The organism is Anaerovorax sp. IOR16 (genome assembly GCF_017168145.1).
In the GTDB taxonomy this organism is placed as follows: Bacteria; Bacillota; Clostridia; order Peptostreptococcales; family Anaerovoracaceae; genus IOR16.
In genome coordinates this window covers 231,467-246,041 of the sequence record NZ_JADQTL010000010.1, presented here as the reverse complement: position 1 = coordinate 246,041, position 14,575 = coordinate 231,467, and the positions used below count along the sequence as shown (strand labels likewise).

13 protein-coding genes are annotated in these 14,575 nt (G+C 36.6%); 6 read left to right on the top strand and 7 right to left on the bottom strand.

What is annotated here, in order from left to right:
• Positions 1-68: 68 nt before the first annotated feature.
• Positions 69-1,232, bottom strand: coding sequence for a PucR family transcriptional regulator (locus I2490_RS11750; RefSeq protein ID WP_206459955.1), 1,164 nt, complete (start codon positions 1,230-1,232; stop codon positions 69-71).
• A gap of 329 nt (positions 1,233-1,561) precedes the next feature.
• On the opposite strand from I2490_RS11750, the gene I2490_RS11745 reads away from it, so the two are divergent.
• Complete coding sequence (locus I2490_RS11745; protein WP_206459954.1) at positions 1,562-2,356, top strand: nucleoside phosphorylase; 795 nt, start codon at positions 1,562-1,564, stop codon at positions 2,354-2,356.
• Between the two features lie 45 nt (positions 2,357-2,401).
• The gene (locus tag I2490_RS11740) at positions 2,402-3,667 is read left to right on the top strand and encodes an O-acetylhomoserine aminocarboxypropyltransferase/cysteine synthase family protein (protein ID WP_206459953.1); all 1,266 of its coding nucleotides are present in this window, start codon (positions 2,402-2,404) and stop codon (positions 3,665-3,667) included.
• A gap of 96 nt (positions 3,668-3,763) precedes the next feature.
• Here I2490_RS11740 and I2490_RS11735 read toward each other — a convergent pair whose 3' ends face one another.
• Genes I2490_RS11735 through I2490_RS11710 form a run of 6 tightly spaced genes read right to left on the bottom strand, consistent with a single transcriptional unit; the run spans position 3,764 to position 11,182 of the window.
• Entirely contained in the window at positions 3,764-5,134 is a 1,371-nt protein-coding gene (locus I2490_RS11735) for a peptidoglycan-binding protein (RefSeq protein ID WP_206459952.1), read from the bottom strand.
• Between the two features lie 14 nt (positions 5,135-5,148).
• On the bottom strand, positions 5,149-6,507 hold the full coding sequence (locus I2490_RS11730) for a peptidoglycan-binding protein (RefSeq protein WP_209010614.1): 1,359 nt from the start codon (positions 6,505-6,507) through the stop codon (positions 5,149-5,151).
• A gap of 29 nt (positions 6,508-6,536) precedes the next feature.
• Positions 6,537-7,907 (bottom strand): peptidoglycan-binding protein, encoded by a 1,371-nt coding sequence (locus I2490_RS11725; protein ID WP_206459951.1) that lies wholly within the window; start codon positions 7,905-7,907, stop codon positions 6,537-6,539.
• Between the two features lie 14 nt (positions 7,908-7,921).
• Complete coding sequence (locus I2490_RS11720; protein WP_206459950.1) at positions 7,922-9,280, bottom strand: peptidoglycan-binding protein; 1,359 nt, start codon at positions 9,278-9,280, stop codon at positions 7,922-7,924.
• Between the two features lie 14 nt (positions 9,281-9,294).
• Entirely contained in the window at positions 9,295-10,659 is a 1,365-nt protein-coding gene (locus tag I2490_RS11715) for a peptidoglycan-binding protein (RefSeq protein ID WP_209010613.1), read from the bottom strand.
• A 19-nt stretch (positions 10,660-10,678) separates the two neighbouring features.
• Positions 10,679-11,182, bottom strand: coding sequence for a hypothetical protein (locus tag I2490_RS11710; protein WP_206459949.1), 504 nt, complete (start codon positions 11,180-11,182; stop codon positions 10,679-10,681).
• A gap of 228 nt (positions 11,183-11,410) precedes the next feature.
• Here I2490_RS11710 and I2490_RS11705 point away from each other — a divergent pair, with 228 nt between their 5' ends.
• From I2490_RS11705 to I2490_RS11690, 4 genes are all read left to right on the top strand, one after another.
• On the top strand, positions 11,411-11,731 hold the full coding sequence (locus tag I2490_RS11705; protein ID WP_206459948.1) for a PadR family transcriptional regulator: 321 nt from the start codon (positions 11,411-11,413) through the stop codon (positions 11,729-11,731).
• Positions 11,724-12,317, top strand: coding sequence for a DUF1700 domain-containing protein (locus tag I2490_RS11700; RefSeq protein ID WP_206459947.1), 594 nt, complete (start codon positions 11,724-11,726; stop codon positions 12,315-12,317). The genes I2490_RS11705 and I2490_RS11700 overlap by 8 nt, the downstream gene beginning before the upstream one ends.
• Before the next feature lies 1 nt (position 12,318).
• Positions 12,319-13,248: a DUF4097 family beta strand repeat-containing protein gene (locus I2490_RS11695; protein ID WP_206459946.1), complete on the top strand. Its 930-nt coding sequence runs from the start codon at positions 12,319-12,321 to the stop codon at positions 13,246-13,248.
• A 147-nt stretch (positions 13,249-13,395) separates the two neighbouring features.
• Positions 13,396-14,544 (top strand): MGDG synthase family glycosyltransferase, encoded by a 1,149-nt coding sequence (locus I2490_RS11690; protein ID WP_206459945.1) that lies wholly within the window; start codon positions 13,396-13,398, stop codon positions 14,542-14,544.
• Positions 14,545-14,575 lie beyond the last annotated feature (31 nt).

Below are 14,575 nucleotides of genomic sequence, written 5' to 3'. Positions count from 1 at the left end.
TTCAATATAAATCATATAATAAATATCTTTGTAAAAATTATAAAGATATAACAATAAATTTGTAGAAATCACACAAAAGACTCGAGCTCATATATTTGAACTGCGAAACAAAGTTGAGGATAAAATGAACTGTTATCTTCGCCCATAGATAGAATTTCTTTAATTTTATTCAGCCGATATCGAATGGTGTTTTCATGCTGGAACAGAGCTTCCGCTGTTTTTCGTATATTACCATCATTATTTACATAGGAAATAGCTGTTTTTAATAAATCGGCAGAATATTTTTCATCGTATTGTTCGAGTGGACTGAGAATGCTTTTATAATAATGGTTAAGCCAAAAACTATCCTGAAAAGGTAAGATTACTTTATACAAACCAATTTCTTCATAAAGTCTTTGACGGTTTTGCTGAATTTCACAGACTTTACAAGCGTATAGACTTTGTTGTATCCCTTTGTCCAATTGGTGAAGTGCAAGAAGGCAATCACTAACACCTAAGATATAATTATCAGGATCCAAAGCTGTATATAACCAAAATTCTTGAGCTATTTTTTTTGAATTTATTTTTCTTAGATTATCAAATGTAAGAATGGCCAGCATACCTTGGTTATACTTAAAAATAGAATGTTCTTTTTTAAAGTAATCTAAGTTTTTTAAGCGTTCTAAGGCGCGAAAATGTGTCCCTTCACCGGTATGTTTCAACGTTTTACAATAAAGAACGACGAAGCGTTCTTTGAAATTGGAATTGATATCTAAAGCAAGTTCTCTTACCAGGGAACGGCTCAATTCATTTCCAATTAAATTGTCAACTTTCATTTCTAGCAGTTGGTTATTATCTATTAGCCTTAATGTATCTGTTACTTCTGTAATGATATCTTCGAAGTAAATATCGTGACCAAATAAAAAAATAGAGAATGATTTTTCTTTTGCATAGGAAATCAAGTCTTCGGGAAGATCTTTATAATAAACATTTTTAATACCAAGACAGGAAACACCATTATCAATTAGTGATTTCACTGCTGCAATCAGAAGGTTTACATCGTCTTTTGCAAATAAAAAACTTGAGAGAACAAAATCATTTTTAATGAATTCTCCTTGCATTTTATACGATATAAATTCATAGTCCAAAATAGACATGCGGTCAATTACATTTTGAAATCCACTTTGTCCAGTAAGTATTGTGACATTTTGCAAACTTTTTAATTTATAAGCATCAGCGATTGTTAATGACATAGATGCTTCTCCTTTCTAAATTGGAGCCATAAACATTGTTATTTTTACTAATATTATATTGGTTTGTTAGAATAAATACAATGATATATACCAAAAAAGCAAAGAATCACAGTCTCCTGTGATCCTTTGCCATCTTATCTTACTATTTTTTGATTCTTTTGCGAGTAGAATCATCCTTTGTAATATCATTATACCCAATAATAAATTGTAATAATCACAAAGATAATCAAATTGAGTTGTAATATTTATAAAAATCAATTTTGCGTGTAGGTGGAATCCCAAAGGTTTATCGATTATACTATAGGGAATAAGGAAAAAGGAGAAAATCAATGGCGATATTATTAGAAGAGTTTGATACCAATCAGAATGCAATCATAGAACCTGAGATGGTGGCACCTCCTTTGCAAGGTTTCCCAGAGATTGCAGTAACATGTTTTTCCAATCATTTGTTGCAAACGGCATTGGAGAAAGTAGAAAAAGAGCATATATGTACGCTTGATACAGAGGAAGGAGGAACGCCGGTTTATCGTGTTTGCTATAAAGGAACTAATATGGCAGTCTATATGTCACGAGTCGGTGCACCTGCATGTGCGGTACAGATGGAAGAAATGATTGCAAGAGGGGCAAAAAGCTTTGTCGTATTTGGTTCTTGCGGAGTGTTGGATCGTAATTTAGGTAAATGGCATATCATTCTTCCTACTTCTGCGATGAGAGATGAAGGTGTGAGTTATCATTATCTTCCCCCATCCGATGAGATAAGAGTAGAAACGGATTCCTTAGAACTTTTGAAAAGTGTTTTTGAAGAATATAATGAGCCTTATGTGTGTGGAAAGGTTTGGACGACAGATGCAATTTATCGTGAGACGGTAGAAAAAACAGCTCGCAGAAAGCAGCAAGGGTGTATTGCTGTTGATATGGAATGCGCTTCTCTTTTAGCCGTTTCTCGTTTTCGAGGAATAAGTTTAGCACAGTTTTTTTATGCAGAGGATAATCTTGATATGGAAGTATGGGATAATCGAGGTTTGAGTAAAGGGGTACATACCAGAGCAGAGCGTTTGTTTGAAATGGCACAGGCTTGTGCAAAAAAACAAAAAGAATTGATAGAAAAGAAAAAGGCTTTGTGATAGAATAACTCTAAAATATTTTTGACCAGGAAGGGAGCGTTGACTATGAGAGACGAGACAAAATGCCTACATTCCGGCTATGTACCGGAAAATGGTGGGCCTAGAGTAATGCCGATTGTGCAGAGCACAACATATGTATTTGACAGTACCGAGAAAATCGGTGCATTATTTGATATGCCAACCGCACATATGTATTCCCGTTTTTCGAATCCGACGGTAGAAGCTGTAGAGAAAAAGATAGCAGACTTAGAAGGCGGTATTGGTGCTATGTGTACGTCTTCGGGACAGGCTGCTTCCCTACTTTCTATTTTAAATTTGTGCAATAGTGGAGATAGTTTTATTAGTACCACAACTATTTATGGCGGTACAGTAAATCTTTTTGCAGTTACTTTAAAAAAATTAGGAATAGAGTGTATTTTTGTCGATTCAGAAGCAGATGAGGAAACCATTCAAAAAGCTTTTAAACCGAATACCAAGGCAGTTTTTGGAGAGACGTTAGCAAATCCGGCACTCGCTGTTTTGGATATTGAAAAATTCGCTAAAATTGCTCATGAAAATAAGGTCCCTTTAATTATTGATAATACCTTTGCAACACCAATTCTTTGTAAGCCAATTTCTTTTGGAGCAGACATTGTCATTCATTCTACTTCAAAATATATGGATGGTCATGCGTTACAAATTGGCGGTGTTATCGTTGACAGCGGGAATTTTGATTGGACTGCTTCGGGGAAATTTCCGGAGTTTACACAGCCTGATGAATCCTATCACGGTGTTGTATATACAAGAGACTTTGGGAAAATGGCTTACATCATTAAAGCGCGTATGCAGCTAATGCGAGATTTTGGAGCTTATCCGGCAGCCCATTCTGCATTCCTTTTAAATATAGGGCTGGAAACGTTACCAATTCGAATGAAGCAGTACTGTGAAAATGCATTGAAGATTGCAACGTTTTTTAAAGAATCAGATAAAATTGAAGCCGTACGTTATGCGGCTTTATCGGGAGACCAATATTACGAGCGAGCAAAAAAATATCTTCCGAAAGGAACATGTGGTGTCATTTCCATTGATATTAAAGGCGGGAAAGAGGCTGCAGTCAAATTTATGGATGGATTAAAGCTTGCTTCTAACGAAGTTCATGTGGCAGATATACGAACCTGTGTACTTCATCCGGCAAGCGCTACGCATAGACAGCTTACTGATGAACAACTCATTGCTGCCGGTGTGAATCCGGGTTTGATTCGTATCTCTGTCGGACTAGAAAATGTAGAAGATATACTAGATGATATCAAACAAAGTTTAAATCAATTATAAAAAGTGAAAGCACTCAAACATATGGAGTACATCTTCTAAATTGAGTGCTTTTTCATTTGATTGTAATATTAAATCCTTTGTTAAAGCATCTTAAAGTTAAGTTGCTTCTGTCAGGGATTCATATATGCTAGATATTTTATTCCAGCTAGGTGGTCCGATTAATCCGGTAACTGTTCCAACAAATTTCTGCTGAAATGCTTTTAAAGCGTTTTCCGTTTGCTCATCAAAGTAACCAGTAACCTCAACTTTTGGAATCTCAGGATAGGCTTCCGATATTTTTTGCAAATAAGTCTGCATTAGAGTGACATTTTTATCACCCATACCTTTTGAAAGGAGATAGCCTGGATAAATTGTTTTATTTTGTAGACATTCTTCGGGTAGCTTATCTAGTATTTTTTTATATTCCTTATCAAGTACGGCCCATGTTTGAATTCCAACCACCCCATCAATAATTAAGTTAAATTTTTTCTGAATTGCAATGACAGCTTGCGTAGTTTCTGCATCAAAATTACCCGTTATTTCTATAATTGGAATATCCGGATAATAGCATCCTAGAACACGTATGTAGTATTGGAGGACTTCTACCCATATGCCGGTATCACCTTCTTGCCAAGCGACTACAAATGGACTTTCAATTTCTTCGGGGGCAATGCCTTCTGAGACAAGTTCACCAAGACCTTTTACAGCATTATAAATGTATTTGATTTTATACCAAGTAGCACTGCCGACAATTCCATCTACAGTTAAGTTAAAAATTTGTTGAAATTGTCTTACCGCTGCTTCCGTTTCTGCACCAAATATACCGGGTTGATCATTGACAATTTTCGGGATAGAAGGATAATTTTGACTGATCCGGTTTAGCTCGTTTTGAATGACACTGACATCTTGCCCAAAGCTCCCTAATCGGAGTGGATAAAGGGGGTAGGACTCAAAATTTGCATTGATTGGAACGTCTCTTATAATATTGATGTCATCTCCATAATAATACTGCAAAATTTGGTATGGTGTTTTACCGTCCTCTGCAAGAGGTACCGTGCCCCACTGAGACAATCCTTCGCAGGTTACTTCTCTTCCATCGCAATAGGCAGTAAAAAGAGGTTCTATTCTACCTTGTCTTGCAACGTAGCTGTTAAAAATTTCATCTACTATTCTTGCAATGTTTTCGAAAACATCACGATTTGGAACAAAAGATTGATCGTATTTAGTTGAGTTGGTTATATCAAAATCATATCCACGGCTTCGGTACCATTCCGTATAAATACGATTTAATGCAAAAGTAATTTGTGCATAGATGTTTGCTCGGATTGCACTTTCGGGCCAAGTCGGATAAACTTCACTGGAAGCAACGTTTTTAATATAATCCGGAAAGGATAAGGTAATGTTTTCGGCAGGGGCATCTGGCTCTCCAAGATGTACCGTTATTTGCTCTGGGATAAATGGTTGATCCGGCCGACTGATTATGGCCATGCGTCTACCTCCTTTTATAAATTTTCATAAATCACTGCGATTTGGCTCCAAGTGTTTGGACCAACGAAACCTACGTTTATTCCTAAATATTTTTGTTGAATGGCCCGCACAGCAGCTTCCGTTTTTTCATCAAAAATACCGTTAACATCAACCCTTGGAATGTCAGAATCTGATTCGGATATTTTTTGTAAATATGTTTGAAGTAAGGTTACATTTTTATCGCCCATTCCTTTTGTTAGGATATAGCCGGGATAAATACTTTTATTCTCTAGGCAATCTTCCGGAATGTCGTTTAAAATTTTTTTATATTGGCTGTCTAAAAGAGCCCAAGTTTGAATTCCAACGATACCATCTACAATAAGATTAAACTTTTTTTCAAGCTCCATAATTGCAGCTTTTGTTTCTGGTCCATAGTATCCGGTGATTTCTATAACTGGAATATCAGGGTAATAGCATCCAACGACGCGTACATAGTACTGTATTATTTTTACCCAGATACCGGAGTCGCCTTCCTCCCATATTTCTTCAAATGGACTCTGGATTTCTTCAGAGATTAAACCTTCTGAAGCAAGATCTCCAAGACCTTTTACTGCATTATAAATATATTTTATTTTATACCAGGTAGAACTTCCAACGACACCGTCTACAGTTAAATTAAAGATTTTTTGAAATTGTTTTACAGCAGCTTCCGTCTCTGCACCAAAAATTCCGTTTTGGTCATTAACAATTTTCGGGATAGACGGATAATTTTGTCCGATTCGATTTAACTCATGCTGAATAATACTCACATCCTGGCCAAAGCTTCCTAGACGTAGGGGATAGAGTGGGTAGGATTCAAAATTAGCATTGACAGGAACGTCTCTTATAATATTGATGTCTTCTCCATAATAATGCTGTAGAATTTGGTAAGGAGTGTATCCATTCTCAGCAAGGGGGACTGTACCCCATTGCGATAGTCCTTCACAAGTTGTTTTCTTGCCATCACAATAGGCAGTAAAAAGAGGTTCAATCCTTCCTTGTCTTGCAACATAACTGTTAAACACCTCATCTACTATTTGTGCTATGTTTTCATAAACGTCCCGATTTGCAACAAATGATTGATCGTACTTTGTGGAGTTGGTTATGTCAAAGTCGTATCCGCGGCTTCGATACCATTCCGTATAAATACGATTTAATGCATAAGTAATTTGTGCATAGATATTTGCACGGATTGCACTTTCTGGCCATGTTGGATATACTTCACTCGAAGCAACGTTTTTAATGTAATCAGGAAAGGATACAGTTATGTTTTCGGCGGGTGCATCAGGTTCTCCGAGGTGCACGGTAATTTCTTCTGGTATAAATGGTTGATCCGGACGACTGATAATAGCCAAGCGTTTGCCCTCCCCTTTTGATATAAACTTTATGAATTTTCATAAAGTACTGCAATCTGATTCCAAGTAATTGGGCCAACTGCCCCGCTTACTTCCTTGGCTACATTCATAGAATATTGCTTTTGGATTGCACGTACGGCTTCTTTGGTTGTTTCATCAAAATAACCGGTCACCTCTACTTTAGGAATGTCAGAATCTGATTCGGATATTTTTTGTAAATATGTTTGAAGTAAGGTTACATTTTTATCGCCCATTCCTTTTGTTAGGATATAGCCGGGATAAAGTATGTTACTTTCAAAGCACCCTTCAGGAATTTGATTTAAAATCGATTTATATAATTTGTCGAGAAGAGCCCAAGTTTGAATTCCAATTATACCATCCACAATGATATTAAATTTTTTTTCAAGTGCCATTACGGCTTCTGTAGTCTCCGGTCCAAAATATCCGGTAATTTCTATCACCGGAACATCCGGATAATAGCAGCCGAGGGCACGTATATAGTATTGCAACGCTCTTACCATATAACCGGAATCACCTTCTTGCCAAGACACGGCAAATGGACTTTCCATTTCTTCTTCCGTAATGCCTTCGGAGATAAGCTCGCCTAATCCTTTGACACTGTTATAGATGTACTTTATTTTATACCAGGTAGAACTTCCGACCACACCATCTGCTGTTAAATTAAAAATTTTTTGAAATTGCTTAACAGCAGCTTCGGTTTCTGCACCGAATATACCTGGCAAATCATTTACTATCTTAGGTATAGAAGGATAGTTTTGACTAATTCGATTTAATTCATGCTGAATGATGCTTACATCCTGCCCAAAAGCACCAAGGCGAAGAGGATATAAGGGGTAGGATTCAAAATTGGCATTGACGGGAACGTCTCTTATAATGTTAATGTCTTCCCCATAATAATGCTGCAGAATTTGGTACGGTGTATATCCATTTTCTGCAAGGGGGACCGTACCCCATTGTGATAATCCTTCACAAGTTGTTCTTCTGCCGTCACAATAAGCAGTAAAAAGTGGCTCGATTCTTCCTTGTTTTGCTACGTAGCTGTTAAAAATCTCATCTACTATTTGCCCTATGTTTTCATAGACGTCTCGATTTGGCACAAAAGATTGATCGTATTTTGTTGAATTGCTTATATCAAAATCATATCCGCGGCTACGGTACCATTCGGTATAGATTCGATTTAGTGCATAAGTAATTTGTGCATAGATATTGGCTCGGATGGCACTTTCCGGCCATGTTGGATATACTTCACTGGAAGCAACGTTTTTAATATAATCGGGAAAAGAAACTGTTATATTTTCTGCAGCTTCATTAGGTTCCCCCAGGTGAACAGTGATTTCTTCTGGTATAAATGGCTGATCCGGACGACTGATTATGGGCATGTTTTTTCTCCTTTCTATAAATTTTCATAAATTACTGCAATCTGACTCCAAGTAATTGGGCCAACCAAACCAGTGTTTTCACCTAAATATTTTTGTTGAATTGCTCGTACGGCAGCTTCTGTTTTATCATCAAAGATGCCGTTTACATCTACATTTGGAATTTCAGGATCGGATTCAGAAATTTTTTGTAAATATGTTTGAAGTAAGGTAACATTTCTATCACCCATTCCTCTTGAGAGCATATAACCAGGATAAATGCTTTTATTCTGTAAACAGCCTTCTGGGATATTGTTAAAGATTTTTTTGTATTGTCTGTCAAGGAGTGCCCAAGTTTGAATTCCGACAATACCATCTACAATTAAATTAAATTTTTTTTGAATTTTAATCACCGCTTCTGCTGTTTCCGGTCCAAAATAACCGGTGATTTCAATGACAGGGATATCAGGGTAATAACATCCAAGAACACGTATATAATACTGTAATAATTTAATCCAAATACCGGAATCGCCTTCTTCCCAAGCCACTTCAAAGGGACTTTCGATTTCTTCCGGATAAACACCTTCAGAGACAAGATCTCCTAGTCCTTTTACTGCATTATAAATGTATTTTATTTTATACCAGGTAGAACTTCCAACAATACCATCAACGCTTAAATTGAAAATTCTTTGAAATTGCTTAACAGCATCTTCGGTTTCTGCACCAAAAATACCTGGTTGATCATTAATGATTTTAGGTATAGAAGGATAATTTTGACTGATACGGTTTAGTTCATTTTGAATAACACTTACATCCTGCCCGAAGCTTCCAAGGCGTAAAGGATAGAGTGGATAAGATTCAAAATTGGCATTAACAGGAACGTCTCTTATAATATTTATGTCATCCCCATAGTAATATTGCAGAATTTGATAAGGGGTGTATCCATTTTCTGCAAGAGGGACTGTACCCCATTGTGATAATCCTTCACAAGTTGTTTTTTTGCCGTCACAATAAGCAGTAAAGAGAGGCTCAATTCTACCTTGTCTTGCTACATAACTGTTAAAAGTTTCATCTACTATTTTTGCGATATTTTCAAAAACATCACGATCTGGTACAAAGGATTGATCATATTTTGTAGAATTGGTTATGTCGAAATCATATCCCCGGCTACGGTACCATTCCGTATAGATACGATTTAGTGCATAAGTAATTTGAGCGTAGATATTTGCACGGATGGCACTTTCCGGCCACGTTGGATATATTTCACTGGAAGCAACATTTTTAATGTAATTAGGAAAAGACACAGTTATGTTTTCGGCAGGGGTATCGGGATCTCCCAGGTGTACGGTAATTTCTTCTGGTATAAATGGTTGATCTGGACGACTGATTATGGCCATACATTTTTCTCCTTTTATAAGCTTTCATAGACAGCTGCGATATTACTCCAAGTATTTGGACCAATCAATCCAGAGCCTAATTTATCCCCCATGAATTTTTGCTGGAAAGCTCTCACTGCGGTTTCCATTTTTTCATCGAAAAGGCCATTTTTATTTACTTTAGGGATTTCAGAATAAACTTCTGAAATTTTATCAAGATAGGATTGCATTAATGCTACATTATTATCACCCATGCCTTTAGAAAGAAGATACCCGGGATAAATAGCCTTATTTTTTAAACAGCCTTCTGGAATATAACTTAAGATTTTTTTGTATTGACTGTCAAGGAGTGCCCATGTTTGAATACCGACAACACCATCTACAATTAAATTGAATTTTTTCTGAATCGCGATAACCGCCGCTGTTGTTTCCGGCCCAAAATATCCGGTAATTTCTATAATTGGTACATCTGGATAATAACAACCTAAAACTCTTACATAATATTGTATTAACCTTGGCCAAATCCCTGTGGATCCTTCTTGCCAAGCCACTTCAAACGGGCTTTCCAGTTCTTCCGGGGAAATTCCTTCAGATACAAGTTCACTCAATCCTTTAACACCATTATAAACGTATTTTATTTTATACCATGTTGAGCTGCCAACGATTCCATCGACCGTTAGATTAAAAATTCTTTGAAATTGTTTGACAGCAGCTTCCGTTTCTGCACCAAAAACTCCATTTCGATCATTAATGATTTTAGGAATAGAAGGATAATTTTGACTGATTCGGTTTAATTCATTTTGAATGACTGTTACATCCTGCCCAAAACTCCCTAGGCGTAAGGGGTAGAGTGGATAGGATTCGAAATTGGCATTAACAGGAACGTCTCTTATAATATTAATGTCATCTCCATAATAATGCTGTAGAATTTGATAGGGAGTATAGCCATTTTCTGCGAGAGGTACAGTACCCCATTGAGATAAACCTGCACAGGTAGTTCTTCTGCCGTCACAATATGAGGTAAAGATTGGCTCAATTCTACCTTGTCTTGCTACATAACTGTTAAAAATTTCATCTACTATTTTCGCAACATTTTCAAAAACATCACGATCCGGAACAAAAGATTGATCATATTTCGTTGAATTGGTTATGTCAAAATCGTATCCACGGCTACGGTACCATTCCGTATAAACTCGATTTAATGCATAAGTAATTTGTGCATAGATGTTGGCACGAATGGAACTTTCCGGCCAAGTAGGATAAATTTCACTGGAAGCAACATTTTTAATGTAATTTGGAAAGGATACGGTAACATTTTCTGCAGGAGCATCCGGCTCTCCAAGATGAACTGTAATTTCTTCGGGGATAAATGGCTGATCCGGCCGGCTGATAATAGCCATATATTATGTCCTTTCTGTATTACATAGTTTCTAAGTCTCCTTCGTAGGAGGGAGTGGGTGCAAATCCATAACTCGGAAATAAACTAACGGGTTGAATGGTTGTAATGCCTTCAAAAATAGGGATATCTTCTACACTTGCTGGCAAAAAGTTAGGTGCTTCTATATAGGCATCGTAGGTAGTATATACCTTATCATTGTCAGGACTCTGAGAAAGATTAGCACTTACGGTTCGCATGGCAATTTGATCTGTTTTCCCATCCGCATTCGTTCTTAAAACTTTAGAAATGTAATAGTCATCACCCATATCCTTGCATATAGTTATCGTTGCATCTGCTATTGGAAGAACACCTTCCAATGCAGAGTTTTGAAATACTTGGAAAACAAGATATCCGATTTTCGGATTTTCAGCAAGATAATTTTCGAGCAAGGGCATAACTCCAGCTTCATCAATGATAGTTCTGGTTTCTGTTTTGTTGGCTATAGAATTCATGTCAAAATCATTATCGGCTATGTTATCTAACATAGATAGTCCTCCTTTTAATATACAATGTTTTAAAGTCTGTCAGTATGATTACTTATACTATTATATTAGGCAGGTCTGTAAGAGTGACTTGTGATTTGTTGTAATTTTGCAGGAGCATTGTTAAGGAATATTTAATAAATAAACATATATAATATTATTGACATTTAATATTATACGACGTATAGTATTGATAAGACGATAATATTAGAATCAGAAAGGGGATAAAAAATGGCATTTCAAGTAGGTTCTGCATTTTTAGACGCTTGTGTGCTGGCTGTGTTGTCAAATGAAGATATGTATGGATATGTATTAACACAGAAAATGCGAGAAGCAACGGATATATCAGAATCAACGCTGTATCCGGTATTGCGAAGACTACAAAAGAGTGGTTATTTGACAACGTATGACCAGCCGTTTCAGGGGAGAAATCGAAGATATTATGCAATTACAGAAGAAGGAAAATTAAAAGTTGAGGCGTATCGGAGAGATTGGACGGATTATAAGAATCGTGTAGATCAAGTCATGTTTGGAGGATTGCAAGATGAGTAGAGCAGAGTTTATGAGGCAATTAGAGGATGCCCTTTCTAGGGTACCAAAGGATGAGCGGGACAGTGTACTTGCTTATTATAATGAATATTTTGATGAGGCAGGGGAAGAAAACGAACAGGAAGTTTTAAAAGAGCTTGATTCTCCACAGACCATTGCATCTAAAATCATGGCAGATGTTGCTGCAAAAACGATAGGTACGGATTCCATGCCTACAGTAAAAAAAGGAGTTTCTGCAATTTGGTTAATCATACTGGCTATTTTTGCGGCTCCCATTGCTTTGCCGGTTGCTATTGCTGTTGCAGCTTGTATTTTTGGATTAGTCGTGACGGTTGCCGCGGTAATGTTTGCAATGTTAGTCAGCGTATTGGCAGTTTTTATTGCGGGATTTGTTTGTCTGGGAACCGGTTTTATGGGGATGTTTGCACAGCCATTAATTGGTCTTGGAGTCGTTGGATTAGGATGTATAATGGTAGGTATTTCTTTGCTAATAGGAATTTTGGTTGTATTTGCCGGAAGAGCTATATTTGGTGCTTTAGCAAAGGTTTTAAGCCGAGCATTAAATAGTAAATCGAAGGGAGCGAAATGAAATGAATAAAACGTTTAAGATTATTACAATCATCGCTGCAGCATTAATAGGGGTGGGAATCCTTATGGTGGGATTGACTTTTGTTTTTGGGATGAATCCAACTCATCTTTTTGATGCGATCAAGCATAAGAATATATCTTCCATGGATCAGACGGTAAAAGAAGAACTTCAAGAATTTCAAAGTATTTCAGTTGATACAAATTATCAAGAAGTTGTATTAAAAGAGGGGGAAACTTTTCATATTGCATACAGCTATAACAGTGAATACAGTAAACTTTCTCATGAAATAAAAAATGGCACTTTAGTGATAAGCGAAGAGAGAAAGGATAAGGTTGGTTTATCAAATGATTTATTAGATATTATTAATGGAACGGAAGGAGTAGGAGTGATTGAAATCACTTATCCAAAGCAAACCGCTTTTCGAGATGTTCGAATTGTCAGTGACATGGGGGAAGTGGAAGCAGAGAATTTTTATTCAAACAATCTTCAGGTAGCGGTAGACCTTGGATCTATTGATTTGAAGGAAATAAACGTTCAAACATTACAGGTACGCGCAGCTGCCGGTGATGTATCACTTTCAAATGGAAGCGCTGATCGTGCTGAGCTTGAACTGGATTTGGGATCATTAGAAACAGAAAATTGGAATACAAAAGGATTGGTTGCAGACTTAAGCGGCGGGGAAGCTGATTTAAATGGTGTTTTTTTAGGGGAAACCAATATCGATTGTGATTTAGGGAGTATCGAGCTACAAGTATTGGATTCAAAAGACAACTATTCTTATCAGATTGATGTGGATTTGGGAGACATTCATGTAGATGGAAAAAAAGTAAAAAGCGGAAGTTCTGTTAATAAAAATGTTGAAAATAAAATAGATTTAAATGCCGGTGCAGGGGATATCAAACTTAATTTCGAACCAAGTGAAGAAAATTAAAAAAATCGTAAGATTTTGTTAAGAGGCATTTAACAAAAGGGTGTCATACTATCTTTGTAAGGGAAAAGGGGAAGAGAAAGCAAAAGAAAAAACAAGATATAAAGGGTAAAAGGATACAAGAGATAAAGAAGGATATTAGGGGGAAAAATGAACGTATTAATTCTAACGGGGAAATTTGGGATGGGCCACATTGCTGTGGCCCAAGCACTGAAGGAAGAGATTATGGAAAAATATCCGACGGCAAACATTGCTTGTTCGGATATTTTTGAGTATACGATGCCGGAGTATGCAGAAAGCATTTATAAAACATTTGCTTTGGTAGCGAAAAGCGGAAATTCGTTTTACAATTTAATTTATAAACAAACAGATCATAAGAATGTAAATGATACTTCGTTTTGGTGCCGATTTTTTAAAAAAAAGCTACAGAATCTTTTTTTGGAAACGCAGCCGGATGTTATCATATCAACGTTGCCGCTTTGTTCCAGATTGGTATCGTGGTATAAGGAAGAAGTTGGCGCGAGCTTTACATTAGTAACCTGTATTACTGACATTAGCAGCCATGAAGAGTGGATTCATAAAAATACCAATTATTATTTAGTTGGCAGTAAATTAGTAAAACGGATGTTATTACTAAAAGGGGTTTATGAAGAGAAGATTTTTGTGACGGGAATTCCGGTGAGAAAAGCTTTCCATAGGATTACAGATGATTTCGATGGGAAAAAGGTAAATAAGAAATTAGGACAAAAAGCCTCAAAACATTTATTGGTTATGGGCGGGGGATTAGGACTATTGCCTAGGACAAAGGAATTTTATGAAGGGCTGAATTCCCTGAATGGGGTACGTACGACAGTGATTACAGGAAACAATAAGAAATTATATAATCTTATAAATGGAAGATATGAGAATGTGGAAGCAGTTTCTTATACAAAAAATGTTGCAATGTACATGAATGATGCAGATGTTATTATGACAAAACCGGGAGGAATCAGTATTTTTGAAGCACTTTTTTGTGAAAAGCCACTTTTATTATTCCGACCATTTTTGCAGCAGGAAGTAAATAATATGCGTTTTGTTTTGCGAAATCATGTAGGAACGGTGATTAGCGGCAAAGAAGAAGAGTGTCTTGCGTTAATCAAAAAAACAATGCAGGATGAAACCAATTTAGAGAGAATGAAGGCAAATATTAAAACACTAAAGGAGCAATTCAATCAGAATGCAGTGGAATATATATTAAAACGCGTAGAACAGGGGATTCGTTCAAAGGATCCGATTAGAAAAGGAGACTGGGTGTCATGAAAAAAAAATCCGACCGTTTTCTTAGGAGTAA

What these genes read in the sequence shown, in the direction of transcription:
- I2490_RS11750 (WP_206459955.1), bottom strand. Translation starts at nt 1,232, where the DNA reads ATGTCATTAACAATCGCTGATGCTTATAAATTAAAAAGTTTGCAAAAT.
- I2490_RS11745 (WP_206459954.1), top strand. Translation starts at nt 1,562, where the DNA reads ATGGCGATATTATTAGAAGAGTTTGATACCAATCAGAATGCAATCATA.
- I2490_RS11740 (WP_206459953.1), top strand. Translation starts at nt 2,402, where the DNA reads ATGAGAGACGAGACAAAATGCCTACATTCCGGCTATGTACCGGAAAAT.
- I2490_RS11735 (WP_206459952.1), bottom strand. Translation starts at nt 5,134, where the DNA reads ATGGCCATAATCAGTCGGCCGGATCAACCATTTATCCCAGAGCAAATA.
- I2490_RS11725 (WP_206459951.1), bottom strand. Translation starts at nt 7,907, where the DNA reads ATGCCCATAATCAGTCGTCCGGATCAGCCATTTATACCAGAAGAAATC.
- I2490_RS11720 (WP_206459950.1), bottom strand. Translation starts at nt 9,280, where the DNA reads ATGGCCATAATCAGTCGTCCAGATCAACCATTTATACCAGAAGAAATT.
- I2490_RS11715 (WP_209010613.1), bottom strand. Translation starts at nt 10,659, where the DNA reads ATGGCTATTATCAGCCGGCCGGATCAGCCATTTATCCCCGAAGAAATT.
- I2490_RS11710 (WP_206459949.1), bottom strand. Translation starts at nt 11,182, where the DNA reads ATGTTAGATAACATAGCCGATAATGATTTTGACATGAATTCTATAGCC.
- I2490_RS11705 (WP_206459948.1), top strand. Translation starts at nt 11,411, where the DNA reads ATGGCATTTCAAGTAGGTTCTGCATTTTTAGACGCTTGTGTGCTGGCT.
- I2490_RS11700 (WP_206459947.1), top strand. Translation starts at nt 11,724, where the DNA reads ATGAGTAGAGCAGAGTTTATGAGGCAATTAGAGGATGCCCTTTCTAGG.
- I2490_RS11695 (WP_206459946.1), top strand. Translation starts at nt 12,319, where the DNA reads ATGAATAAAACGTTTAAGATTATTACAATCATCGCTGCAGCATTAATA.
- I2490_RS11690 (WP_206459945.1), top strand. Translation starts at nt 13,396, where the DNA reads ATGAACGTATTAATTCTAACGGGGAAATTTGGGATGGGCCACATTGCT.